Consider the following 22,857-nt stretch of genomic DNA (forward strand, 5'->3'; position numbering starts at 1 on the left):
TTGGACAGGAAGACGATCAACTCGAAAAAAACCTGAATCTATTTTGAAATTATTTCCTGACTGCCGTCATCGAGGGTGCGCACGGCCACCGGCAGGATGTTCGGCAAGGCCTTGAGCAGTGCGTCGGTGTTGTCGGATTTGAACACGCTGGTCAGGCGTAGATTGCCGACTTTGTCGTTGCCGACGGTGAGGGGTTTCTCCCGATAGCGCGACACTTCCTCGGCCACTTCGGCGAGGCTGGCGTTGTTGAACACCAGTTTGCCGCTGCGCCAGGCGGTCAGTTCCGCTGGGTTGACGGCATACGCCGCCGCAACTGTGCCTTGGGCATCGACACGTGTACCGAGGCCGGCGGTGAGGCTGATGAATTCGTTGTCGGGCGCACCGCGCCCCTGGACCTTGACCGTGCCCTGCTCCACCACGACCCGGGTGTCGCCGACGCCGCGTCGCACATCGAAGCGGGTGCCGGTGACCGTAACCTTGCCGCTGCCTGCCTCGACCACGAACGGCCGATCACTGTCGTGCGCGACGCTGAACATGGCCTCGCCTTCCGTCAGCTCGATGCGTCGATGGCCTTTTTCATAGCGCACCTGAAGGCGGCTGCGGCTGTTCAGATCGATCACCGAACCGTCCGGCAACGCCACCTGGCGACGTTCGCCCAGCGCCGTCGAAAACTCGGCGGTGTAAGGCGTGGGTTGATTCAAACCGCTGAACAGCCCCAGGCCGAGCGCCACGGCCACCGCACTGGCCGCCACCGCATAACGCAGCAACGGACGGCGTTTGCTGCGGGTCGGCGGGGTTTCACACAAGGCTTGCAGACGTGCGGCGGGCACCAGGTCTGCTGCTGTCCACAGGCCCTGAAGCAATTGAAATTCGTCGCGATGCTGAGGATGCTCGTTCAGCCACAGCTCAAAACGTCGGCGCTCTTCAACGTCGACGACCGGTTCCTGCAAACGCACAAACCACTGCGCCGCCTCATCGCGAACCGTTGTTTGCCCGCACGCGCAATCACGAGTATCCATCATGGAAGTTCCTGTTTGGCTGGGGGTGAGAAGGCGCGGCCGCTCATGATTGCAGTCCGTCGAGGCGGTCGCGCAGATGCCGCAGGGTGCGGATCATATACTTTTCCACCATGTTCTTGGACAGTCCCAGGCGTTCGGCGATTTCGGCCTGGGTCAGGCCTTCGATCTTCTGCCAGACAAACACCTTGCGACAATTGACCGGCAGCTCGGTGAGCGCCCGTTCGATGGAATCAGCCAACTGGATCGCCTGCATGAAATGCTCCGGGTCGCCGGACGACGACACACTGTGATCGATCGCCTCCGACTCCATGGCGCCCCGCCGATCCTCACGCCGATAACCATCCACCGCGATGTTGCGCGCGGTCTGGTGCAAATACGCCCGGGGTTGCGCCACCGCCTCCGAATCGGACTCAAGCACCCGCACGAAGGTGTCGTGGGCCAGATCCTCGGCCTGCTGACGATTTCTCAGGCGACGGGTCCAGGTGCCAACCAACTCTTCGTAATGCTCGAAAAAGCCGTGTCTGCGGGGCAGCTTGGGGGTCATTGCGGTGTGCTGTGAAGACGGGGCGTGAATAGTAATGCTTCCTATTAACTGGAAGCAATGGATTCCAGACCGGCCCTCACCGCCATTCGTCAGCGGCAACAGTTGATCACAGATGGTGTGGTCAACCTGAATCTCCTGTGGGAGCTAGCCTGCTAGCGATGGACGCTCAGACACCGCGTTCATTCAGACAGCACGCGTTATCGTTGGCGTTCATCGCTAGCAGGCTAGCTCCCACAAGGTTCCGGGGTTGGCAGAAAATCCCGGATCAATGCTTGCGCAACCACTCGATAAACAACGCAAACAACTCCGACTGCGAACAGACGCTCAGCTTCAAATACAAATTCTTGCGGTGCATGCGCACCGTTTCCGGTGAGATACCCAACTGACTGGCCGTGGATTTCACCGAGTGCCCCCGCAATACCATGTGCGCCACTTCCCGCTCGCGCTCGGTCAGCAAGTCGCTGCCGAAGTTTTCGAACGCCGACTGCACCCTTTGCTTGAGATCGTCACGCCTGCCCGCGTCGTGATCACTTTGGAGTACGACACGATGCTGCAAGCCACGCTGGCCGAATTCGGCGATGAATTCGCGCACCAATGGCTCGACGGCCCGCAACAGGTTCAATTGCTCGACCCGCAGGCTTTCACCGCCAAAACCTTGAAAGAGGCTCACGGAAATCTGCGTGTCATGACCGGTATCAACCAGGTAAAAGCTGTCCTCCGAACTGCCCGCCTTCAAGTAGTAAGTCTTGTAGTACTCACTGTCGAAAAAGTTGTCCGGGGCAATTTCTTCCAGGTGATAAAACCCTTTCGCCAACCCTTGTTCAACGGCCAGGCAGAACGGATCGAGCAGATACCCCCCGGAAAAATAACGTTCGAGCAGCGAGACCCGATACTGCTCCGCAATGCCCCGCTGATACAGCAACTGCGGCGGACGGTCCTTGTGTTCCAGACTGATCATCACCGACTCGATGGACACCAGATGCCCGAACGCCGACGCCAGATAGCGCAGCGCGTCGGGCTCATCGATATGCGCGAAGGCCTCGCGCAGGTCGCCATGCCATTTGTGCAATGCCCCGAAGGGCAAGGCGATCAAGGTGTCGTCGTTTGGTTTGCTCATGCCCCGCAGTCTAGCGGGTGAACCGATTCCTCGTAACCGCGGGTTCATCGAACTCATTGGCCGAAATACTGACCGCTCTGCTCAAGCTCGGCCGCCACTTCAACAATGCACACCCGCAGGGTTTCGACGATTTCATCCACCTGGGCGCACGTCAGAATCAGCGGTGGCGACATCACGTTAAGGTGCATGATCGGCCGCACCAGCAAGCCTCGGGCCTGGGCGCGGGAATGAATCCTCTCGCCAATGTTGATCTCGTCGGCAAACAGCGCCTTGGTGCGTTTGTCCGCGACGAACTCCACGCACGCCATGAACTTCTGGCAGCGCACATCGCCCACCAGCGGCAAATCCCTGAGTGTCGCCAGGCGTTCTTCCAGATAGGCGCCGACCACATCGACATGTTCCAGCAGGTTTTCCCGTTCGATGATTTCGATGTTCTTCAACGCCGCCGTGCAGCACACCGGATGGCCGCTGTAGGTGAAGCCGTGGGTAAAGCAGCGGCCCTTGCCCGGCTCGGCAATCACTTTCCAGATACGGTCGGAAAAGATGCACGCGCCCAGCGGCAAATAAGCGGACGTCAGCCCTTTGGCCGTGGTGATGATGTCGGGCTGCACATCGAACACATCATAGGAAGCGAAGAACTTGCCCAGCCGGCCGAAGGACGTCACCACCTCATCGGCGACAAACAGAATGTCGTAGCGCTGGCACACTTCCCACATGCGTTTCAGATAACCCTTGGGCGGAATGATCACGCCCCCGGAGCCCATGACCGGCTCGGCAAAAAAGCCCGCGACCTTGTCGGCGCCGATGGACAGAATCTTGTCCTCGAACTCTTGCACCAAAAACTCGAGGAACTGCGCTTCGTCCATGCCATCCGGCGCACGGTAAGGGTTCGGGTTGGACACGTGATGAATCTTGTCGTTGGCGTAATCGAATTCCGGTACACGGTCGGCAGCCTTGTTGCCGATCGACATCGTCAGCGCGGTCGAGCCGTGATAGGCGTTGAAGCGAGCGATGACGTGCTTCTTGTCCGGTTTGCCGCGGCAGTTCTGGTAGTACTGAATGAGGCGGTACGCGGTGTCGACGGCGGTGGAGCCACCGGTGGTCAGGAACACATGATCGAGATCCCCCGGCGCCAGGCTGGCGAGCTTCTCGCATAGCTGGATCGCGACGTTGTTGGACATGTCGGAGAACGGGTTCGAATAGGCCAGTTGCCGCACCTGGTCGGCAATCGCCAGGGCCATTTCTTCACGGCCCAGACCGATGTTGGTACACCACATGCCACCGACGGCATCGAGAAAGCGGTTGCCCTGAGTGTCGTAAATATAGGCGCCATCACCGGCCACAATGTTCAACGAACCCTGTTCGGCGTGTTCGTCGAACATGTGATAGCCGTGCATGTAGTGAGCTTTATCGGCTTTGACCAAGTGCGACTCATCGATGGCGGACAATACTTTTCTGGTAGGCGTAGCCATATATAAACCTCAAACCGAATAGTTGGACGATTAGATGCCGCTTTTCACCGTGCTCCAGACACGGGTCATGGCGCGCATGTCTTTCGCGTCCTGGGTCTTTTGCGGAAACAGGCGCTGACGGGTTTCTTCATCGGGATAGATGGCGGGGTTGTTGCGCACATCGGCCTTCAGCAACGGCGTCGCTGCGGCATTACTGTTGGCGTAATGGATGTAATCCGTGACGTCGGCCATTACCTGGGGCTGCATCAGGTAGTCGAGAAACTTGTGGGCATTGGCGACGTGAGGGGCATCGGCTGGAATGTACATATTGTCAAACCAGATCAACGAGCCTTCCGAAGGAATGAAATAGGACAACTTGATGTTCAGCTTGGCTTCTTCGGCACGAGCCATGGCCGTCGCATAATCCCCGGACCAGGTCATGGCCATGCAAACATCGCCATTGGGCAGGCTGGTCAGGTAGTTGACCGAATCGAATTTACGGATGTACGGCCGTACGGACAACAGCAACTCTTGCGCGGCTTTCAGGTCTGCCGGCGCGGCACTTCTCGGGTCGCGGCCCAGGTACTTCAGCGCCAGCGGAATGACTTCGGTGGGTGCGTCGACCAAGGTGACGCCGCAGTCGGCGAAGCGCGAAACGATCTTGGGATCGAAGATCATCGCCAGTGAACCGATCGGCGCATCCGGCATGCGCTCCCTGATCTTGTCGACGTTGTAAGTGATGCCGTTACTGCCCCAGGTGTAGGGTGCGGAGTAGACCGTGCCGGCATCGAACCCTTGCATGTCCTGCAGAACTTTCGGATCGAGGTTGGTCCAGCCCGGCAGCAACTTTTTATTCAGCGGCTGGAATACGTTGGCTTTGATCAGTGGCGGCGCGAGGGATGCGTTCAGCACCACCAGGTCATAACCGGAGTGGCCGGTGAGCAACTTCGCCTGGACCGTTTCATAGGCGTCGAAGGTGTCGTAGATCACCTTGATGCCGGTGGTTTTCTGGAACTCGGCGAGGGTGTTTTCGCCGATGTAGTCCGCCCAGTTGTAAAGCCTGAGGGTGTTGCTGTCGTTCACTTCGGCGGCTTGGACGTGGGTCATCAGAGGTATGAGAAACAGGCTGGAAATCACCGTGAGGGCCTTGCGCATAGCAAATTCACCTTATCAAGCGAGTTCGGCTCTGGATGAGCGGATGACCTTACTATTCGGTGATTCGGTGATCGGCGCCATACCCCGAATGGGGGTGTGGCGCATGTCTGGTATTAAGTGCCTGCCCTTTCGAAGGTAGGCACTTTTGACACCCGGACAATCCTTATCACAATGCTCTGAGCATATGCTGGATCGCCTTGTGACCGGACTTTGGAGCATCGGTAAAAAAGTCCGCGATACGTGCTGCAAATTTTTGAGTATTTTGGAAGGATTCATTGATTGTCAAAGCGCTGTCGTTGATGGACACCATGACAAAAGCACTTTGCTCGCTGCCTACAAATCCGATAGATGCACGATCAGCACCATGATTCAAAATGATTAAAAATGAATTTTCGGTAATCGGGCACTTTTGAACCTCCCATTCTGGAGGTTCGTTCTCATGAAAAACCTGCGCAAGCCTGGATAAAAAAGAAGTCCGACGAGTAGCTTCCCCCTGCAATCGCTGCTCCGCCAGGACCAATACTCGACTCCAGGCGTCAACGTCAAAGGAAGCATAATGGGTGCATTCGAAGCACTCACTGACTGGCCCCTTGAGCACATATTGCGTCTCGGGGGACATGCAAGTGCCATAGGAAAGAGAGGCAACCATTTCCTCTCTATACTTGCTCAAGAATTTTTCCACAGTTGCTCCGGCAGACCCTGCGCTCAAACGAGTGTCTTCGGTTCCTGTCGGCAAATCATAATAGAGGTCATCCGAAACCGGTGACGCTGAAGTCCTGTCGACGGGTAAACCGTCGTTTACCCAGCCGGTTGCTGAATGCTCAGGATGTTCCTCTTCAAACTGCTCCAGTAAAGCAACGAGTCGGTCTCGTTGAATCGGGTCAGCCATGATTTCAGCGAGCAGCACGGCTGACGCGTCGTAACCACTTTGAGTATCCAGATCAGCACTGAACCCCTTCAATTCACGAAGCGCGTGGGCAAGTTCAGCCTTTGAGAGTTGAGGTATGGTGTTTGGCATAAAATTCACTCTACCTTTCGGCCTTCAGTAGCGCAAAGCGTACCCATGGCTGCCTATCGCCGAGCATCATACAGAGCAGAAAACGCCTGTGCGTCCGCCCCGTTGAAATGGAAATATTCTTCAGGCCGTCCGCGGCGCCCTACTGCCGTGATGCAGCCATTGGTGGGTGATAGACGTCTCATCCTGCAGCTGGCTCCGTAGAACTCAATGAGTTTTCTGCCACCCTTGGGATCTGCATGCAGCAACGATTCCCCGTCTTCGCCTTCGTCCAGAGCAGCCTGAATCGTGCAATCGATTAACGCCTTGGCAACACCTCGAACGACTGGCTGATTCAAAAACTGCTCATAAGCCTCCGACGGTGCATCAGAAAGGTACCAGGTGAACGCTCGCTGCCGTTCAACACCTCAACATTGCAATAGAGCTTCGGAACAATGGAAAGCATCCCTATCGGAAATTTTTGCTCGCCCTTGGAAACGACAACGCACATTGCTTTTCCTTTTTCGGAGGCATTTCCCGGCATCCGGGTAAGGTAATTATGGATAGCCACGAACTTAAGGTAAGTTGGCCAGCGCCATCCAACATCTGCCCTTACTTTCTTGCTCGTCGTACCGTCATGCGCGTAATGGCTATTGACGAGCGGTTGGACTTTCTCGTGCCATTGCATTGCCAACGCCTTGGTCATAGGTACAACGGACACTTTCACTTGAAAAGTGTTACCGAAGGAGTCGCTGGCTGGTAATGACGAAATGGGCCGCTGTAACGGCATAACTGGGCGTCCTTGCTCGTGAAAATGTCGAGTTTTTATAGGCTTTAGCCGTGGATACCCAAAGCCACTATCCATGCGCTTCAAAGTTGCTAATCAAGCTAGCACAGGGTTTGTAACTTCGCGTCCAGCGGCATTTTTCCGAATATTTCTGAAACTTCAGGAAAGAAGTTCAGGATAGAAATTGTCCAAATACGACCCACACCTTCGGTTTTTTCCTACGTTGCTTTGCATGGTTGCCTACGATCAAACAGCAATGGATCTGCTTTTTACCGACGTCAGCAGCAACGCCAGCGCACCGCACACCATCAGGGTTGCCCCCAATGCCTGGGCCCAGGCCACCAGCATCAGCCCTCCACCAATCAGCAGGTAATACAACAAACCGAACAGCGCACCCGCCGTGCCCAGCCGATCCCCGTAGCCGGCCAGTGCCGAGCCGAGAACGTTCGGGATTGCCATACCGAACGCCAGTACCACCAGCAGCATCGCCAGCACAAACAGACCGCTGCCCTGCATCAGCCAGACGCCAACGCCGCCCGCCAAGGCCAACAGCGCCGCCAGCCGAATCAGCTGTGAACCGTTGAGCCCGCGATGTAGCAGGCGTTTGTTGAGCCAGGCACCAAGGCCGGAGCCCAAGGCCAGGATCACCCCGCTATAGCCGAACATCTGCATGCTCAAACCCAATCGCTGAAACGCGAAAGGGCCGAGGCTGTAGTAGCTGAACAGCGCAACGTTGAAAAGCGCCACCAGCAGCGCCGAACGCCAGATATCGCGGTCGCCGAGCATTTGCCGCAGCGTCTCGAACAGGGCTGGCGTTACTACAGGCTGCGGTCGTGTCTCGGGCAAGACGCGCAGGCACCACAGCCATAACACCGAGGACAGCAGCAACAGGCACCCCACCACACCTCGATAACCGAAACCTTCCACCAGACTCGCCCCGGTGAACAATCCAATCGCCGGACTCGCCGCCAGCGCGATGCCCATTACCGAAAATACTTGCGCCAGTTCCGCGCCCTTGAAGCGGTCACGCAGGACGGTTTGCGTCACCACCGAGCCCACCGCCGCACCAAACGCGGCCAGCGCTTGCGCCATCAACAACGCATCGAATGTGCGGACGTTCAGCGCCAGCATGGATGCACCGGCGTACACCGCCAGGCCAGCGAGCATCGACGGTCGACGTCCGATGCGGTCGCACATCCGGCCCCAGACCACCACGCCGAACGCGAAGGCCAGGAAAAACACCGACAGGGTTTGAGCCGCCTCTTTGGGCCCAACGGCAAACACCTGGCCAATGTCCGCCAACGCCGGGCTGTAAAGGGTTTGGGCGATCTGCGGAAACATCAGCAAGGCGATTGCCAACACCAGCAGGCTTCTGGAATTCATCACGACTTCACTCTTCAGGAAAAACTGGCGAGCAGCTTAAGAAGCCGTGACTGACGTACTATCAAAACCCTGACAACTAATCGATGAAATCGGACAAACCATGGCTTGGCTCGATGCCCGTGCACGATTCGACCCCGACAGTTACCCGGCACCCGTCATCGGTATCGCCGCGACCCTTGGCGATCACGATTCGGGTGTGCATCAGCATCAACGCGGCCAGCTGTTGTTCACCCGAAAAGGCTGCACCCGAATTACCCTTGCGCAGCAGTTGTGCCTGCTGCCGCCCTCCCGCGCGGCCTGGATTCCGTCCGGGGTGGCGCACCGCGCGGTGATGCTGCAGAGCGTCGACTACCGCTCGATTTACCTGACACCCGCGTTGTGCGCCGAGCTGCCGCAACAGGTCTGTGTGATTGAGGTCAGCCCGTTACTGCGCGCGGTGCTGGAGCCAATCGCCCTCGCCGACTTCGACACCGATTGGCAGCAGGGCAAATTCGTTCCCTTGCTGAGCCTGTGCCTCAGCGAAATCCGCGACGCCGCGCAACAACCGATGTTGTTGCCTTTGCCTTGGGACAAACGCCTGGCGCCGCTGCTCGCAACGCTCGATCAGTTGCCACCCGAACTTCAGGTCCTGGAAGCACAGATCGGTGCCAGCGGCCGCACCATCGGCCGAATCTTCCAGCGTGAAACCGGCATGAGCTATCAGCAATGGCGCCAACAGTGGCGGTTGATGCGCGCCATCGAATTGCTCGCCACCGGGCGCAACATCGGTTACAGCGCGTTCGAACTGGGGTTTGCCAGCGACAGCGCATTCATCGCTTTCTTCAAGGACATGACGGGCATCACCCCCGGCGCCTGGCTGAAATAAGCACCTGACGACCGGCAACAAAAATAAATTGCCACTAAATATGACATGCGTCATATTACGTACGTAATTAAATGCCGTTTCCTACAGGTAACCCTCCATGACCAGCATGCCCCACGTTGAGCCCGACCTGGCTGTCCCGGTGACCACTCCAAAGCCTCCCCTGCTCAAACGCCTGATCTTGCTGACCCTGGCCATCGCCGCCCTGGTGTTCGCGGGCATCTATGCGGCCCATTGGTGGACCGCCGGCCGTTTCATCGAAGAAACCGACGATGCCTACATCGGTGGCGATGTGACGGTTATCGGGCCGAAGGTCGCGGGTTACATCGAAGAAGTGCTGGTCACCGACAACCAGAAAGTGAAGGCCGGCGATGTGCTGATCCGCCTCGACTCCCGCGACTATCGCGCCAACCTGGCCAAAGCCGAAGGCGCGGTGGCGGCTGAAGAAGCCCTGCTCGCCAACCTCGACGCCACCGAACAACTGCAACAGGCGGTGATCGGTCAGGCCCGCGCCGGGATCGATGCCGCCGGCGCCGAAACCGCCCGGTCGCGGGATGACAACGCACGCTACAAAAAACTGGTGAGCAGCAATGCCGTCTCGGTAGAAAGCGCCCAGCGCGCGGACGCCACCTTCAAGACGGCTCAAGCGCTCAGCTCGAAAGCCCAGGCCGAACTGCTGGCCGCGCAACGTCAGTTGAACGTGATCGCCACGCAGAAACAACAAGCCCGCGCCGCGCTGATGCAGGCCCGCGCCGAGCGTGATCTGGCGCAACTGAACGTCGGTTACACCGAGTTGCGCGCGCCGATGGATGGCGTGATCGGCAATCGCCGGGCGCGGGTCGGCGCGTATGCGCAGGCCGGTTCGCAACAGTTGTCGGTGGTGCCGGCGAGTGGGCTGTGGGTCGATGCCAACTTCAAGGAAGACCAACTGGCGCACATGACCCCCGGCCAACGTGTGGTGATCCGTGCCGACGTGCTTTCGGGGCAGGTTTTCCACGGTCATCTGGACAGCCTCGCGCCGGCCAGTGGTTCGCAGTTCAGCGTGTTGCCACCGGAAAACGCCACCGGCAACTTCACCAAGATCGTGCAACGGGTGCCGGTGCGGATCGTGCTCGATCCGGCCGATGGCGTGCTCGGCCATCTGCGCCCGGGCCTGTCAGTGACCGCTGAAGTGGATACGCGCAAGGCGCCTGAAACCCCAGCCGTGGCCAGCGCACCATGAGCCGCGCCCTCGCCGTCCCTGCGCAACCGTTCAATGCCGCCAGCATGGCGACGGCGACCAAGGTGTTTGCCTTCGCCACCATGTGCATCGGCATGTTCATTGCGCTGCTGGACATCCAGATCGTCTCCGCGTCATTGCGCGATATCGGCGGCGGACTCTCGGCGGGCACTGACGAAACCGCGTGGGTGCAAACCAGCTACCTGATCGCCGAAATCATCGTGATTCCGCTGTCCGGCTGGCTCTCGCGAGTGTTCTCGACACGCTGGCTGTTCTGCGCTTCCGCGGTGGGTTTCACCCTGGCCAGCCTGCTTTGCGGCGCGGCCTGGAACATCCAGAGCATGATCGCCTTCCGCGCACTGCAAGGGTTTCTCGGCGGCTCGATGATCCCGCTGGTGTTCACCACCGCGTTCTTTTTCTTCACCGGTAAACAACGGGTGATCGCCGCCGCGACCATCGGTGCGGTGGCGTCATTGGCGCCGACACTGGGACCGGTGATTGGTGGCTGGATCACCGACGTTTCCTCCTGGCACTGGCTGTTCTACATCAACCTGGTGCCGGGGATTTTCGTTGCGGTGGCGGTGCCGATGCTGGTGAAAATCGATCAGCCGGAACTGTCGCTGCTTAAGGGCGCCGACTACCTGAGCATGGTGTTCCTGGCGCTGTTTCTCGGCTGCCTGGAATACACCCTCGAAGAAGGCCCGCGCTGGAACTGGTTCAGTGACCGCACGATCCTGACCACCGCCTGGATCAGTGCTCTGGCGGGCCTGGCGTTCATCGGCCGAACCTTGCACGTGGCCAACCCGATTGTCGATTTGCGCGCCCTGAAAGACCGCAACTTCGCCCTCGGCTGCTTCTTCTCGTTCGTCACCGGGATCGGCCTGTTCGCCACCATTTACCTGACGCCGCTGTTTCTCGGCCGGGTGCGTGGCTACGGCGCGCTGGACATTGGTCTGGCGGTTTTCTCCACCGGGGTGTTCCAGATCATGGCGATTCCGCTGTACGCCTTTCTGGCCAACCGCATCGATCTGCGCTGGATCATGATGACCGGCCTTGGCTTGTTCGCGTTGTCGATGTGGGATTTCAGCCCGATCACCCATGACTGGGGGGCCAAGGAATTGATGTTGCCGCAAGCCCTGCGCGGGATTGCCCAGCAACTGGCGGTGCCGCCAGCGGTCACCCTGACCCTCGGCGGACTGGCGCCCGCCCGGCTCAAACATGCTTCGGGTCTGTTCAATCTGATGCGCAACCTCGGCGGCGCCATTGGCATCGCCGCCTGCGCGACCATCCTCAATGACCGGACCAACCTGCACTTCACCCGCTTGGCGGAAAACCTCAACAGCACCAACGAGGCGCTGAATCAGTGGCTGTCCCAGGTCGGCAACAACTTTGCCGCCCTCGGCCAGAGCGGTGACGCGGGTGTCACCGCCAGCCTGCATCAGTTATGGTTGCTGACCTTCCGCGAAGCACAGACGCAAACCTACGGCGACGCGTTTTTAATGATCGGAGTCTGCTTCGTCATTGCCACGGCGATGGTGCCCTTGATGCGCAAGGTGCAACCACCGGCGGCGCCGTCAGCAGATGCTCACTGATCAGGCCTGAGGTGTTTTGCGGAAACCCACAGCCAGACGATTCCAGCTGTTGATGGTGGAAATCGCCACGGTCAGGTCGACCATTTCCCTTGGCGTGAACTGCGCGCTGACCACTTCGTAGTCTTCGTCCGGAGCGTGGGTGAGGCTCAGTTGGGTCAGGGATTCGGTCCAGAGCAGCGCAGCACGTTCGCGATCGCTGAAGAATGGTGCCTCGCGCCAGGCTGTCACGGCGAACAGGCGACGCGGGGTTTCCCCGCCCTTGATGGCATCGGCGGTGTGCATGTCGATGCAGAAGGCGCAGCCGTTGATTTGCGACGCACGCAGCTTGACCAGTTCAATCAGGTTCTTTTCCAGCGGCAGCTTCGAAACGGCGGTTTCCAGGGCGATCATGGCTTTCAGTGCATCAGGGGAAGCGGTGTAGAAATCGGTACGAGCTTTCATGGCGGACTCCAGTAGCAAGTGGGGGTGGAGCTAAGTTAATCCCGTAGGCCCACAGCTCAAATAGCCAATATTCCAGAAGTCGAGGAGGCCACCCCACAAGCCCTGTAGGAGCGAGCCTGCTCGCGATGAACTCAAGGGCGGCGCGTTTATTCAGACAGAACGCGTCATCGTTAACGTCCATCGCGAGCAAGCTCGCTCCTACAAGGGTGCGAAAAATAGTCTGTCAGGCTGATTGCCAGCACTCGGTCCACGCCACTAGAATGCGATCAATTCTTAATTGCAATCAGGCCAGGATGCCCGAAACGAGTATCTGTCCCCCATGTCGTCAGCCGACCAGCCTTCGAACCAGCACATCCACACCCTCTACAGCGAACACCACGGTTGGCTTCAGGGATGGCTGCATCGAAAACTCGGTAACCGCTGCGACGCGGCCGACCTGGCCCACGATACGTTCCTGCGCCTGTTGACCCGGCAAGTCGTCAAACCCTTTGGCAGCGAGCCCCGCGCCTTGCTGACGCACATCGCCAAGGGCCTGGTGATCGACCGCTGGCGACGTCAGGACATCGAACGCGCCTATCTGGAAACCATCGCTCAACTGCCGGTCGCCGAAGTCCCGTCGCCGGAAACCCGCCTGCTGATTCTCGAAACCCTGATGCGCATCGAAGCGCTGTTGCGCGAATTGCCGACAGTCACTCGCGACACCTTCATGCTGTCGCAGATCGAGGGGCTGACCTACGCGCAGATCGCTACACGCCTGGGTGTGTCGTTGATCACCGTCAAACGGCACATGCGCGCCGCGTTCATTGCCTGCCTGAGTGTTGCCTGATGAATTCGTCGATGATCAACCCGCAGATTCTCGGCGAAGCCGCCGACTGGCTGGTGCAGCTGCATTCTGGCACCGCAACGCCGTCCGACCATCAGGCCATTGCCCATTGGCGCAACCGCAGTGCCGAGCATGCCCAGGCCTGGCTGCGGGCCGAAGCGCTGCTCGGCGAGGTTCGCAGCGTTCCGGCCAACCTCGCCATCCAGACCCTGCAGCGCGCTGCGCGCAAAGAAGGCCTCAGCCGTCGCCAGACCCTCACACGTGTGGGTTTGTTTTTAATGGCCGGCCCTTTGGGCTTCGCCTCGCAACATATGCCTTGGCAACAATGGACCGCCGATCAGCGTACCGCCGTGGGCGAACAGAAACGCCTGCAATTGCCCGACGGTAGCGAGCTGCTGCTCAACACGGAAAGTGCAGTCAACATTGCCTTCAACGGGCATGAGCGGCGCGTCATGTTGCTGGATGGCGAAGCGTTGATCAGCGCCGCGAGGGATCCCGGAGCTCGGCCGTTTATCGTTGAAACCCCGCAATGCATTACCCGTGCGACGAGTGCCCGGTTTTGCGTGCGGATCCATGGCTCGCGAAGTCAGGTGTCCGTGCTCGAAGGGCTCGTGGACGTCACGCCGCTGTTGCTTTCACAGAGCGCCACCCTCAAGGCCGGTGAACGCCAGAGCTTCAAGCCCGACCGGTCCGACCCGGTGGAACGTTTCGACACCAGCGCCCTGGCCTGGGACAAGGGCATGTTGCTGGCCAACAATATGCGCCTGGATGAATTGCTCGGCGAATTGAGCCGCTACCGTCCCGGCGTGTTGCGCTGTCATGCCGATGTCGCGGGTTTGCGGGTGTCGGGGGCCTTTTCCCTGCGCGATACCGACGCCAGCCTGCGCCTGCTCAGCGATACGCTGCCGCTTAAAATCAGCAGCCTGACCCGATACTGGATGTCGGTCGAACCGCAGGTGTGACCGCGCCGCATTTTTTTTCACTCCCCCTGATACCTTTCTGCGTTTCGTTCGGTGTGTGGATAGACCTTTTCAATTCCACGCGCTCGACAGGAACGCCGAATGACTTCAACGCCACTGCACCGCCCCGCCGATTTCCCGCTCAAGGCCCTGAGCCTGAGCATTGCCCTGGCCTTTACCGCGTTGCTGCCCGTCACCAGTCAGGCCGCCGACAGTGTCAACGAAAGCGCCAGCCGCAACGTCAACATCGGGCCAGGGTTGCTCAGCCAGACGCTGGCGCAATTTGCCGTGGCAGTCGGGGTGCCGCTGTCGTTCGATCCGACACAATTGGGCAATCGCCAAAGTCCAGGATTGCAGGGCAACTACAGCGTGCAATCGGGCTTCGCGCAATTGCTTGAGGGCAGTGGTTTCGAGCTGATCAGTACGGGCGGAAACGGTTAAACCGTGGCGCCGCGAATCGCCGCCGACGGCGCGCTGGAACTGGGCGCCACCAACGTCAGCGCCCTGCGCGACGACAACGCTGACACCTACGGCGGTGGCCAGGTGGCCAAAGTGGCGCAGGTCGGCATGCTCGGCAATCAGGCGTTGAAAGACCTGCCGTTCAGCGTCACCAGCTACACCGCCAAAACCATCGCCGACCAACAGGCCCAAACCGTCGGCGATGTGTTGCTCAACGATGCCTCGGTGCGTCAGTCCTCCGGTTTCGGCAACTTCTCCCAAGTGTTCATGATTCGCGGTTTGCCGCTGGCGTCCGACGACATTTCCTATAACGGCCTGTACGGCGTTTTGCCGCGGCAGATCATCGCCACCGAAGCGTTGGAACGGGTGGAGCTGTTCAAGGGGCCGAACGCTTTCGTCAACGGGGTCACGCCCAGCGGCAGCGGGATTGGCGGCGGCGTCAACCTGCAACCCAAACGCGCCAATGATGTGCCAACCCGCAGCGTCACCCTCGATTACAGCGCCGATGGCCGGGTCGGCGGGCATCTCGACCTGGGCCAGCGCTTTGGCGAAGACAACCGTTTCGGCGCGCGGATCAACCTGATGCAACGCGAAGGCGACACCGCGGTCGATGATGAAGACCAGCGCTCGTCGCTGATCAGCCTCGGCCTCGACTATCGCGGTGATCGCCTGCGCGTGTCGACGGACCTGGGCTACCAGAAACAAGTGATCAATCAGGGCCGTTCGGTGGTGTACGTCGACTCGTCCTTGCAGAAAGCGCCCAAGGTACCGGACGCCAATGCCGGCTATGCGCAGAGCTGGAGCTACTCGCAACTGGAAGACACCTTCGGCATGGCCCGCGCCGAATACGACCTCAGCGACAGCTGGACCGCCTACGTGTCCGGCGGCGCCAAACACACCCGGGAAAACGGCGTGTACTCGTCGCTGACCGTCACCAACCTCAACGGCAATGCCCGTGGCGGCATGCTCTACCCGCCGCACGACGAGGATAACCAAAGCCTGATGGCCGGCCTCAATGGGCATTTGAATACCGGCCCGATCAGCCACCAGCTCAACCTCGGTCTGGCAGGCATCTGGGGTCAGCAGCGCTCGGCGTTCGAAACGATTGCCACCGCCGGGCGCTACAGCACCAACCTCTACGACGTCACCGATAAACCGCGTCCACGGGCCACTTCATTCGGCAGCGACATTCATGATCCGCGCATCGTCGGCAAGAACACCCTGCGCAGCGCGGCGGTGTCCGACACCCTGGGCTTCATCGATGATCGCGTGTTGCTGACCCTCGGCGTACGCCGCCAGACGCTGAACGTCGACGGCTGGAACACCACCACCGGCGCGCGCACCTCAAGCTATGAAGAGTCGATCACCACCCCGGTCTATGGCCTGGTGATCAAGCCGTGGGAACACGTTTCGTTCTACGCCAACCGCATCGAAGGCCTGGCCAAGGGCCCGACGCCGCCGACCAGCGCGATTAACCGCGACGAAACCTTCGCCCCGGTGCGCAGCAAGCAAATCGAAGCCGGCGTGCGTCTGGACATGGACACTTATGGCGCGAGCCTGGGCGTGTACCGCATCGAACAGCCGTCGAGCTATACGCAGAACGGGATCTTTCGGGTCGATGGCCAGCAGCAGAACAAAGGCGTGGAGTTGAACATCTACGGCGAACCCCTCGATGGCCTGCGCCTGCTGACCGGTGCGACACTGATGAAGACCGAGATCGAAGGCAGCACCAACGGCGTCAACGACGGCAACCGCGCCGTCGGCGTGCCACGCTTTCAACTCAATATGGGTGCCGATTGGGACGTGCCAGGAATTGAAGGCGCAGCGCTCAGTGCGCGGATGCTGCGCACGGGTGGGCAATATTTGAATGCCGCCAACACTCAGAGCATTCCGGCGTGGAACCGTTTTGATGTGGGGTCGCGGTATGCGTTCAGGCTTGATGAGAAGGAAATCACCCTGCGGGCCAATCTGGAGAACGTGGCGAACAAGGCGTATTGGGCGTCGGCGAATGGCGGGTATCTGACGCAGGGGACGCCCCGGACGTTGAAGGTGTCGGCGACTTTGGATTTCTGATTTTTTGCAGTGAGGCGGATATTGCCCGCGATCCGCGCAGCGGCCATTCAACACACCCCTTAGGCCCGACTCCGCAGCCACTGCAAAAATCCCTTCTTCGCCACCACCTTCGGCGCTTCCTGGGTCAACGTCTGCGCCTTGTGCAAGCGGAAATCCAGCAGCGCCTTCATCGCTTCACCGATGTCATGCCGCGCATCCAGGCACGGTTTGAGGTAGTCCTTCTCGATCCGGTACAAGCTGCAGGCCGTCTTGGCGGTGAAGTCCGCCGGCAGCGCGGTGTCCGACAGGATCCCACCCTCGCCGATCACCTCACCCGGCCCCATGCGGCCGGATTCGAACTTGACCCCGGCGCGGCTCAGCGCCACCGACACCACGCCGGATTCGATGATGAACAAATGATCGCTGACCTCCCCCGCCGGCAGGATCACTTCCCCGGGACGGAAGGTTTGCAGGGTCATGTGCTGGCTGAAGGTTTCTTTCTCTTCCTGGCGCAGGGTCGAGAAAATCGCCGAGCTTTCCAGCAACGCCCGCGGACGTGACAGACCCGCCGGAGCATTCGATTCGACGCTGGACAACAGGCTCACGCCCGACGCCTGCAAGTGCCGGAACGCGAGGTCGAACAGCAGATTGCGCACCATGCGTTTCTGATCCATCGAGACCACGAAGCCACTGATTTCGTATTCCACGCCGGTGGCACTTGAACCTTTCAGTGAAACGCTCGGCGCCGGTTTGCCGAGCAGATAACGGCAACCTTCCATCGCCCGTTCCAGCGCATCGATCACCGTCTGCGGCCGTGCGTGCGGGCTGAGTTGAAGGCTGATCGACACGCCGAACATGTCGCTCGGTCGGCTGAAGTTGACGATCTTGGCTTTCGCCGCCAGCGAGTTGGGAATCACCGCCATGCTGCCCTGGGCGGTTTGCAGGCGCGTGGCGCGCCAATCGATATCGGTGACCCGGCCTTCGGTGCCGTCGATGGAGATCCAGTCATCCAGTTGGTAGGGTTTGGTGGTGTTGAGGACGATCCCGGAGAACACATCGCTGAGGGTGCTTTGCAACGCCAGGCCGACGATGATCGCCAACGCACCGGAGGTGGCCAGCACGCCTTTGACCGGCAGATCGAGCACGTAGGCCAGCGCTGCGATGATCGCGATCAGGAAAATCACCGCGCCGAGCAAATCCTGGAGCAAGCGCCCGGTATGCCCGACCCGCTGCATCATCACCGCGCCGATCAGCACCGTCAGGGTTCGTGCACCGAACAGCCACCAGCCAATCTGCAAACCGGTCGCCGCCAGGTGCAGCGGCACATTGTCGGCCCAGGGCGCGGGCTCCAGCGGATTCAAGCCCTCGTTGAACAGCAGCATGCTGAACAGCGCGAAAATCACCAGCCGCACCACCAGTTTCCAGTTGCTGCCACCGGCGCTGATCAGGCGCCACAATCCCAGGTCGATCAGGATCAGGATCAGCGCGCAGATCAACGGGTGATTGGTGAGCAGTGACAGCATCGAGCGACTCCAGCCATGTACGGATGGGCACAGTGTAGGAGCAAACGCGGGCCTGAGAACAACACAAAACATGTGGGAGCGAGCCTGCTCGCGATAGCGGTCTGACAGTCACTGCAAAGTTGACTGTCGTACCGTCATCGCGAGCAGGCTCGCTCCCACAGGAGATCGGGTTATTTGCTGTTGGTCAGCGTGTTGTAGCTGGTCATCAAATTGCGGTAGTCCGGGATGTGGTTGGAGAACAGGGTCGCCAGGCCTTCCACGTCGTTGCGCCAGTCGCGATGCAGCTCACAGGCCAGGCCGAACCAGGTCATCAGTTGCGCGCCGGACGACGACATGCGGTCCCAGGCCGATTGGCGGGTCAACTCGTTGAACGTACCGGAAGCGTCGGTCACCACGAACACCTCAAAGCCTTCAGCCAGGGCCGACAGCGCCGGGAATGCCACGCACACCTCGGTCACCACCCCGGCGATGATCAGTTGTTTCTTGCCGGTGGCCTTGATCGCCTTGACGAAATCTTCGTTGTCCCAGGCATTGATCTGGCCAGGGCGAGCAATGTAAGGCGCGTCCGGGAACAGCGCTTTTAGTTCAGGCACCAGCGGACCGTTGGGGCCGGTTTCGAAACTGGTGGTGAGGATGGTCGGCAACTTGAAGTACTTGGCCAGGTCAGCCAGGGCCAGCACGTTGTTCTTGAAACGGTCCGGATCGATGTCCCGCACCAGAGACAGCAGGCCCGCCTGATGATCCACCAACAGAACGGCGGCGTTATCCTTGTCGAGACGTTTGTAAGAAGTAGTCATGGGGTCATCCTCGCTTTTAGTCGATGCCGAACAGTTCGGCGAACAGGTGTTTTGATTGATCGTTCAAACGCGGCCAGACAAGCGTAGTCAGTCATGCCTGGCGCGGTGTAACCGTATATCCGTGTTTCAACCGTGCATCTGGCCAAACCGGCCGGACTGGAAGTCAGCAAAAGCCTGGTGAATTTCCTGCTCGCTGTTCATCACGAACGGGCCATGGCCGACGATCGGTTCGTCGATCGGCTCGCCGCTGAGCAGCAACACCACTGCGTCGTTATTGGCTTCCAGATTGATCTGGTTACCATTGCGTTCGAACAACGCCAACTGCCCTTCGCGCACCAGCTCCAGGCCGTTGACCTGAACCGTGCCGCGCAGCACGACCAACGCGGTGTTGCGACCTTCATGCAGATCGAGGGTCAGCAACTTGCCGCCGTTGAGGCGCAGGTCCCAGACGTCGACCGGGGTGAATGTCCGCGCAGGACCGGTGTGGCCGTCGAACTCGCCGGCGATCAGGCGCAGGCTGCCGGCCTTGTCCTTGAGCGGGATGCTTGGGATGTCGCCGTCGAGAATCGTCTGGTAACCGGCATCGGCCATTTTGTCCCTGGCTGGCAGGTTGACCCACAGCTGCACCATTTCGAGGGTGCCGCCGGTTTTGGCGAAGCCTTCGGAGTGGAATTCTTCGTGGAGAATTCCCGAGGCGGCGGTCATCCATTGCACATCGCCCGGGCCGATCTTGCCGCCGCTGCCGGTGGAGTCGCGGTGCTCCAGTTCGCCCTTGTAAACGATAGTCACGGTTTCAAAACCGCGGTGCGGATGCTGACCAACGCCACGACGCTCGGTGGTCGGCGTGAATTCAGCGGGACCGGCGTGATCGAGCAGCAAAAACGGGCTGATGTGTTTGCCCAGGTTGTCGTAGGAAAACAGCGTACGAACCGGAAAACCGTCGCCAACCCAATGGGTCCGTGGGCTGGTGTAGATGCCGATGATGTTTTTCATGCTGCCTCCAAATCTGTGGTTTGACGCGATGAACAAAGCTTAAAACCGAACCCTTTGGTGCGCTAGACTGCAAAAATCAGCCTTAGCGTTCTATATGGAGAACGATGGTGGAAGACCTCAACACCCTCTACTACTTCACCCAAGTGGTGGAACATCAGGGTTTCGCCGCGGCCGGGCGGGCACTGGACATGCCCAAATCGAAGCTCAGCCGGCGCATCGCCGAACTCGAAGAGCGCCTCGGTGTGCGTTTGCTGCATCGCACCAGTCGGCATTGTTCGCTGACGGAAATTGGCCAGGCCTATTACCAGCGCTGCCTGGCCATGCGCGTCGAGGCGGAAAGCGCCGCCGAACTGATCGAACGCAACCGCTCCGAGCCCCAGGGCCTGGTGCGCATCAGTTGCCCCACCGCACTGCTCAATTCCTGGGTCGGCCCGATGCTGACCCGCTACATGCTCAAGTACCCGCTGGTGGAGTTATTCATCGAGAGCACCAACCGCCGGGTCGACCTGATTCACGAAGGTTTCGACATTGCCCTGCGCGTTCGCTTTCCGCCGCTGGAAAACACCGACATGGTGATGAAGGTGCTGGGCAACAGCACCCAATGCCTGGTGGGCAGCCCGGCGTTCGCCGAACGACTGTCGTCACCCGCCTCTCCGGCCGACCTCAGCGGTTTGCCGAGCGTGCACTGGGGCGCGGCGCAGCGTGAATATCAGTGGGAGTTGTTCGGCGCGGACGGCGCCAGTGCGCTGATTCGGCACGCGCCGCGCATGGTCACCGATGACCTGCTGGCCTTGCGTCACGCAGTACTCGCGGGTATCGGCGTCGCGCACCTGCCCAGCGTGGTGGTGCGCGATGACATCGCCGCCGGACGCCTGGTGGAACTGGTGCCGGGGTGGGCGCCCAAGTGCGGGATCGTCCACGCGATCTTCCCGTCGCGTCGTGGACTACTGCCGTCAGTGCGGGCGTTGATCGACTTTCTGGGGGAGGAATTCAGTCACAGCGATATTGCGTGAAGGACTGGACATGCGGGGCTGGCGGAGTTTTTATTTCGGACATAATATCAACGCAGATTACAACCATAATATCCGCGCCCGCTCGAGGACATGATCATGCAAAGCCCCAACCGAGAAGCCACCCTCGCTCAATGGATTGCCCAGGAAGACGCCATGCGCGCACGGCTGGCCGGCCCGGGCAGTCTGTCGATGGCCGAGGTCAGCGCGCTGTCGCCCAGCGAATTCTTCGACGGCATCGGTAACGGTGAACTGCCCTCGCCGCCCATTGGCACGCTGATGGATTTCATCCCCATCGAATGGTCGGCCGGGCTGTTCGTCTTTCAGGGCACACCGGATTCGCGGCATTACAACCCGCTGGGCAGTGTGCATGGCGGCTATGCGGCGACCTTGCTGGATTCGTGCATGGGGTGCGCCATTCACACGCAGCTGAAAAAAGGCCAGGGGTATACGACGCTGGATCTGCGCATCAGTTATGTTCGTGCGTTGACCGGCGCCAGTGGACCGGTGCGGGCCGAGGGCAAGATTGTCCATCTGGGACGCTCGACGGCGCTGGCCGAGGGGCGGATTTATGATGTGGATGGCCGGTTGTATGCGACGGGGTCGACGACTTGCATGATTCTTGAGGCGCGGGGGTAAGTCGTTAAACCGAGTTGCAGCTTTCGCGGGCAAGCCTCGCTCCTACAAAAGGCACATTGTTCCTGTAGGAGCGAGGCTTGCCCGCGAAGGCGTCCGCTGCAACACCGCTAATCCTCCTCCCTTACGATTCATGACTTACCGTAAACATTGCTTTGCCCCACCAGCGGTTTTTCTCAAGGATGCGGACGCGGATACTCGTGCCCATTCCCACTGCAAACCCTGGAGTCATTGATGTCTATTCCCGCATTCGGTCTTGGTACGTTTCGCTTGCAAGGCCAGGTGGTCATCGATTCGGTGAGCACCGGCCTGGAGCTGGGCTATCGAGTCATCGATACCGCACAGATCTACGAGAACGAAGCCGAGGTCGGCGAGGCCATCGCAGCCAGCGGCATCGCCCGTGACGCGCTGTTCATCACCAGCAAGATCTGGGTCGCCAACTTCGCCAAAGACCGCTTGATCGACAGCCTCAAGGAAAGCCTGAGCAAACTGCAAACCGACTACCTGGACCTGACCCTGATCCACTGGCCATCGCCGGAAGACCAGGTGCCAGTCGAAGAATTCATGGGCGCCCTGCTCGAAGCCAAACAGCTCGGTCTGACCCGCCAGATCGGCGTTTCCAACTTCACCGTCGACTTGATGAAACAGGCGATTGCCGCCGTCGGTGCCGAGCACATCGCTACCAATCAGATCGAACTGCACCCGTACCTGCAAAACCGCAAGGTCGTCGAGTTCGCGCAGAGCCAGGGCATCCAGATCACGTCCTACATGACCCTGGCTTACGGCGAAGTGCTGAAAGACCCGGTCATCCAGCAGATCGCCGATCGCCTGCAAGCAACGCCTGCGCAAGTGACGCTGGCCTGGGCGATGCAACTCGGTTACGCGGTAATTCCTTCATCCACCAAACGCGCCAACCTGCAAAGCAATCTGAAAGCCTGCGCCCTGACCCTGAGCGACGCCGACATGGCGCTGATCGCCGGTCTTGATCGCGGCCAGCGCCTGACCAGCCCCAAAGGCATCGCGCCGAACTGGGATTGAACG

General features: G+C 59.8%; 20 protein-coding genes and 1 pseudogene. 9 read left to right on the forward strand and 12 right to left on the reverse strand.

From position 1 onward, the window contains the following. Positions 1 to 38: 38 nt before the first annotated feature. The 8 genes from KJF94_RS16945 to KJF94_RS16980 form a co-directional block, all read right to left on the reverse strand. Positions 39 to 1,022, reverse strand: a complete 984-nt coding sequence (locus KJF94_RS16945; protein WP_214377434.1) for a FecR family protein — start codon at positions 1,020 to 1,022, stop codon at positions 39 to 41. Between the two features lie 40 nt (positions 1,023 to 1,062). After that, positions 1,063 to 1,563 (reverse strand): sigma-70 family RNA polymerase sigma factor, encoded by a 501-nt coding sequence (locus KJF94_RS16950; RefSeq protein ID WP_214377435.1) that lies wholly within the window; start codon positions 1,561 to 1,563, stop codon positions 1,063 to 1,065. Positions 1,564 to 1,828: 265 nt separating this feature from the next. Further along, positions 1,829 to 2,680 carry a helix-turn-helix transcriptional regulator gene (locus tag KJF94_RS16955; protein ID WP_375379842.1) on the reverse strand — a complete coding sequence of 284 codons (852 nt, stop codon included), beginning with the start codon at positions 2,678 to 2,680 and terminating at the stop codon, positions 1,829 to 1,831. 53 nt (positions 2,681 to 2,733) lie between these two features. Then, the gene (locus KJF94_RS16960) at positions 2,734 to 4,152 is read right to left on the reverse strand and encodes an aminotransferase (protein WP_214377437.1); all 1,419 of its coding nucleotides are present in this window, start codon (positions 4,150 to 4,152) and stop codon (positions 2,734 to 2,736) included. A gap of 30 nt (positions 4,153 to 4,182) precedes the next feature. Next, positions 4,183 to 5,286 (reverse strand): polyamine ABC transporter substrate-binding protein, encoded by a 1,104-nt coding sequence (locus KJF94_RS16965; RefSeq protein ID WP_214377438.1) that lies wholly within the window; start codon positions 5,284 to 5,286, stop codon positions 4,183 to 4,185. Positions 5,287 to 5,452: 166 nt separating this feature from the next. Continuing rightward, positions 5,453 to 6,304, reverse strand: coding sequence for a hypothetical protein (locus KJF94_RS16970; RefSeq protein WP_214377439.1), 852 nt, complete (start codon positions 6,302 to 6,304; stop codon positions 5,453 to 5,455). Positions 6,305 to 6,635: 331 nt separating this feature from the next. Continuing rightward, a complete protein-coding gene (locus KJF94_RS16975; RefSeq protein WP_214377440.1) occupies positions 6,636 to 7,070 on the reverse strand; it encodes a hypothetical protein in 435 nt (144 codons plus the stop codon). 243 nt (positions 7,071 to 7,313) lie between these two features. After that, positions 7,314 to 8,450: an MFS transporter gene (locus KJF94_RS16980; RefSeq protein ID WP_214377441.1), complete on the reverse strand. Its 1,137-nt coding sequence runs from the start codon at positions 8,448 to 8,450 to the stop codon at positions 7,314 to 7,316. A gap of 100 nt (positions 8,451 to 8,550) precedes the next feature. Between KJF94_RS16980 and KJF94_RS16985 the strand changes: the two genes are divergently transcribed. The 3 genes from KJF94_RS16985 (at position 8,551) to KJF94_RS16995 (ending at position 12,123) form a co-directional block, all read left to right on the forward strand. After that, positions 8,551 to 9,315, forward strand: a complete 765-nt coding sequence (locus KJF94_RS16985) for an AraC family transcriptional regulator (protein WP_214377442.1) — start codon at positions 8,551 to 8,553, stop codon at positions 9,313 to 9,315. A 97-nt stretch (positions 9,316 to 9,412) separates the two neighbouring features. Further along, positions 9,413 to 10,534, forward strand: a complete 1,122-nt coding sequence (locus KJF94_RS16990; RefSeq protein WP_214377443.1) for an HlyD family secretion protein — start codon at positions 9,413 to 9,415, stop codon at positions 10,532 to 10,534. Continuing rightward, entirely contained in the window at positions 10,531 to 12,123 is a 1,593-nt protein-coding gene (locus KJF94_RS16995) for a DHA2 family efflux MFS transporter permease subunit (RefSeq protein ID WP_214377444.1), read from the forward strand. The genes KJF94_RS16990 and KJF94_RS16995 overlap by 4 nt, the downstream gene beginning before the upstream one ends. Here KJF94_RS16995 and KJF94_RS17000 read toward each other — a convergent pair whose 3' ends face one another. Then, positions 12,124 to 12,564 (reverse strand): carboxymuconolactone decarboxylase family protein, encoded by a 441-nt coding sequence (locus tag KJF94_RS17000; RefSeq protein WP_214377445.1) that lies wholly within the window; start codon positions 12,562 to 12,564, stop codon positions 12,124 to 12,126. A 319-nt stretch (positions 12,565 to 12,883) separates the two neighbouring features. Between KJF94_RS17000 and KJF94_RS17005 the strand changes: the two genes are divergently transcribed. The 3 genes and pseudogenes from KJF94_RS17005 (at position 12,884) to KJF94_RS17015 (ending at position 16,878) form a co-directional block, all read left to right on the forward strand. Continuing rightward, entirely contained in the window at positions 12,884 to 13,390 is a 507-nt protein-coding gene (locus tag KJF94_RS17005) for a sigma-70 family RNA polymerase sigma factor (RefSeq protein ID WP_214377446.1), read from the forward strand. Beyond that, on the forward strand, positions 13,390 to 14,349 hold the full coding sequence (locus KJF94_RS17010; protein WP_214377447.1) for a FecR domain-containing protein: 960 nt from the start codon (positions 13,390 to 13,392) through the stop codon (positions 14,347 to 14,349). The genes KJF94_RS17005 and KJF94_RS17010 overlap by 1 nt, the downstream gene beginning before the upstream one ends. A gap of 99 nt (positions 14,350 to 14,448) precedes the next feature. Then, a pseudogene (locus tag KJF94_RS17015) lies at positions 14,449 to 16,878 on the forward strand (TonB-dependent siderophore receptor). Between the two features lie 59 nt (positions 16,879 to 16,937). Here KJF94_RS17015 and KJF94_RS17020 read toward each other — a convergent pair. From KJF94_RS17020 to KJF94_RS17030, 3 genes are all read right to left on the reverse strand, one after another. Next, complete coding sequence (locus KJF94_RS17020) at positions 16,938 to 18,380, reverse strand: mechanosensitive ion channel domain-containing protein (protein WP_214377448.1); 1,443 nt, start codon at positions 18,378 to 18,380, stop codon at positions 16,938 to 16,940. Positions 18,381 to 18,550: 170 nt separating this feature from the next. Then, complete coding sequence (ycaC, locus tag KJF94_RS17025; RefSeq protein ID WP_008011497.1) at positions 18,551 to 19,177, reverse strand: isochorismate family cysteine hydrolase YcaC; 627 nt, start codon at positions 19,175 to 19,177, stop codon at positions 18,551 to 18,553. A 126-nt stretch (positions 19,178 to 19,303) separates the two neighbouring features. Further along, entirely contained in the window at positions 19,304 to 20,170 is an 867-nt protein-coding gene (locus KJF94_RS17030; protein ID WP_214377449.1) for a pirin family protein, read from the reverse strand. Positions 20,171 to 20,274: 104 nt separating this feature from the next. Between KJF94_RS17030 and KJF94_RS17035 the strand changes: the two genes are divergently transcribed. The 3 genes from KJF94_RS17035 to dkgB all read left to right on the forward strand — a co-directional run bounded on the left by KJF94_RS17035 (position 20,275) and on the right by dkgB (position 22,854). Then, positions 20,275 to 21,183 carry a LysR substrate-binding domain-containing protein gene (locus KJF94_RS17035; protein ID WP_214377450.1) on the forward strand — a complete coding sequence of 303 codons (909 nt, stop codon included), beginning with the start codon at positions 20,275 to 20,277 and terminating at the stop codon, positions 21,181 to 21,183. A 96-nt stretch (positions 21,184 to 21,279) separates the two neighbouring features. Next, the gene (locus KJF94_RS17040; RefSeq protein ID WP_214377451.1) at positions 21,280 to 21,819 is read left to right on the forward strand and encodes a PaaI family thioesterase; all 540 of its coding nucleotides are present in this window, start codon (positions 21,280 to 21,282) and stop codon (positions 21,817 to 21,819) included. A 231-nt stretch (positions 21,820 to 22,050) separates the two neighbouring features. After that, positions 22,051 to 22,854 carry a 2,5-didehydrogluconate reductase DkgB gene (gene dkgB, locus KJF94_RS17045; protein ID WP_214377452.1) on the forward strand — a complete coding sequence of 268 codons (804 nt, stop codon included), beginning with the start codon at positions 22,051 to 22,053 and terminating at the stop codon, positions 22,852 to 22,854. The last annotated feature ends 3 nt before the right edge of the window (positions 22,855 to 22,857 follow it).

Origin of the sequence: Pseudomonas hormoni, from assembly GCF_018502625.1 — a bacterium.
Classification (GTDB): Bacteria; Pseudomonadota; Gammaproteobacteria; order Pseudomonadales; family Pseudomonadaceae; genus Aquipseudomonas; species Aquipseudomonas hormoni.

Excerpts from the sequence above, each read along its gene's own strand:
- KJF94_RS16945 (WP_214377434.1), bottom strand. The coding sequence starts at position 1,022 with ATGATGGATACTCGTGATTGCGCGTGCGGGCAAACAACGGTTCGCGAT.
- KJF94_RS16955 (WP_375379842.1), bottom strand. The coding sequence starts at position 2,680 with ATGAGCAAACCAAACGACGACACCTTGATCGCCTTGCCCTTCGGGGCA.
- KJF94_RS16975 (WP_214377440.1), bottom strand. The coding sequence starts at position 7,070 with ATGCCGTTACAGCGGCCCATTTCGTCATTACCAGCCAGCGACTCCTTC.
- KJF94_RS16985 (WP_214377442.1), top strand. The coding sequence starts at position 8,551 with ATGGCTTGGCTCGATGCCCGTGCACGATTCGACCCCGACAGTTACCCG.
- KJF94_RS17020 (WP_214377448.1), bottom strand. The coding sequence starts at position 18,380 with ATGCTGTCACTGCTCACCAATCACCCGTTGATCTGCGCGCTGATCCTG.
- KJF94_RS16990 (WP_214377443.1), top strand. The coding sequence starts at position 9,413 with ATGACCAGCATGCCCCACGTTGAGCCCGACCTGGCTGTCCCGGTGACC.
- KJF94_RS17035 (WP_214377450.1), top strand. The coding sequence starts at position 20,275 with ATGGTGGAAGACCTCAACACCCTCTACTACTTCACCCAAGTGGTGGAA.
- dkgB (WP_214377452.1), top strand. The coding sequence starts at position 22,051 with ATGTCTATTCCCGCATTCGGTCTTGGTACGTTTCGCTTGCAAGGCCAG.
- KJF94_RS17000 (WP_214377445.1), bottom strand. The coding sequence starts at position 12,564 with ATGAAAGCTCGTACCGATTTCTACACCGCTTCCCCTGATGCACTGAAA.
- ycaC (WP_008011497.1), bottom strand. The coding sequence starts at position 19,177 with ATGACTACTTCTTACAAACGTCTCGACAAGGATAACGCCGCCGTTCTG.
- KJF94_RS17040 (WP_214377451.1), top strand. The coding sequence starts at position 21,280 with ATGCAAAGCCCCAACCGAGAAGCCACCCTCGCTCAATGGATTGCCCAG.
- KJF94_RS16970 (WP_214377439.1), bottom strand. The coding sequence starts at position 6,304 with ATGCCAAACACCATACCTCAACTCTCAAAGGCTGAACTTGCCCACGCG.
- KJF94_RS16995 (WP_214377444.1), top strand. The coding sequence starts at position 10,531 with ATGAGCCGCGCCCTCGCCGTCCCTGCGCAACCGTTCAATGCCGCCAGC.
- KJF94_RS16980 (WP_214377441.1), bottom strand. The coding sequence starts at position 8,450 with ATGAATTCCAGAAGCCTGCTGGTGTTGGCAATCGCCTTGCTGATGTTT.
- KJF94_RS17030 (WP_214377449.1), bottom strand. The coding sequence starts at position 20,170 with ATGAAAAACATCATCGGCATCTACACCAGCCCACGGACCCATTGGGTT.
- KJF94_RS16965 (WP_214377438.1), bottom strand. The coding sequence starts at position 5,286 with ATGCGCAAGGCCCTCACGGTGATTTCCAGCCTGTTTCTCATACCTCTG.
- KJF94_RS16950 (WP_214377435.1), bottom strand. The coding sequence starts at position 1,563 with ATGACCCCCAAGCTGCCCCGCAGACACGGCTTTTTCGAGCATTACGAA.
- KJF94_RS17010 (WP_214377447.1), top strand. The coding sequence starts at position 13,390 with ATGAATTCGTCGATGATCAACCCGCAGATTCTCGGCGAAGCCGCCGAC.
- KJF94_RS17005 (WP_214377446.1), top strand. The coding sequence starts at position 12,884 with ATGTCGTCAGCCGACCAGCCTTCGAACCAGCACATCCACACCCTCTAC.
- KJF94_RS16960 (WP_214377437.1), bottom strand. The coding sequence starts at position 4,152 with ATGGCTACGCCTACCAGAAAAGTATTGTCCGCCATCGATGAGTCGCAC.